This window comes from Bartonella sp. OD88NMGDW (assembly GCF_042193775.1).
Lineage (GTDB): Bacteria > Pseudomonadota > Alphaproteobacteria > Rhizobiales > Rhizobiaceae > Bartonella > Bartonella grahamii.
Genome location: NZ_JBHIMA010000069.1, coordinates 364 through 777, shown reverse-complemented (window position 1 = coordinate 777; position 414 = coordinate 364). Strand labels below are relative to the sequence as shown.

General features: G+C 42.0%; 1 pseudogene. It reads left to right on the top strand.

The features are described from left to right. Nucleotides 1–18: 18 nt before the first annotated feature. Nucleotides 19–414: pseudogene (locus ACFIJR_RS09135) on the top strand (hypothetical protein); the annotation flags it as partial.

Sequence of the window (414 nt, the reverse complement as noted above, 5' to 3'; positions counted from 1 at the left end):
AACCAGATTACGGAAAAAGTGAATGATGTTATTGGCGATAAAGTTGCTGATATTATAGGTGATAAGGTTGATGATGTTGTTGGAAAGAAGGTTGATGAAGCAATCTCTCAAGCCAATGAAAAGAGCCTAGTTCAGCAAGATGCTGACACCAAGCGCATAACGATTGGTTCAGCCGTTGCAGGTAGTGAAATCAACATAGCGAATAAGTCTGGTGAGAACCGTACGCTTTCGGGTGTTAAGGATGGAACTCTTGCCAAAGGCTCAAATGATGCAGTAACAGGTTCTCAGCTTTATGCAACGAATGAGAATGTGAAGGGTGTCAGTGATGATCTTCAGACAGTTGCTGAGAATGCCTCGAAATATTTAGGTGGTGGAGCCGATGTCTTAGAAGGAACTGAACCAACCTATAAATTA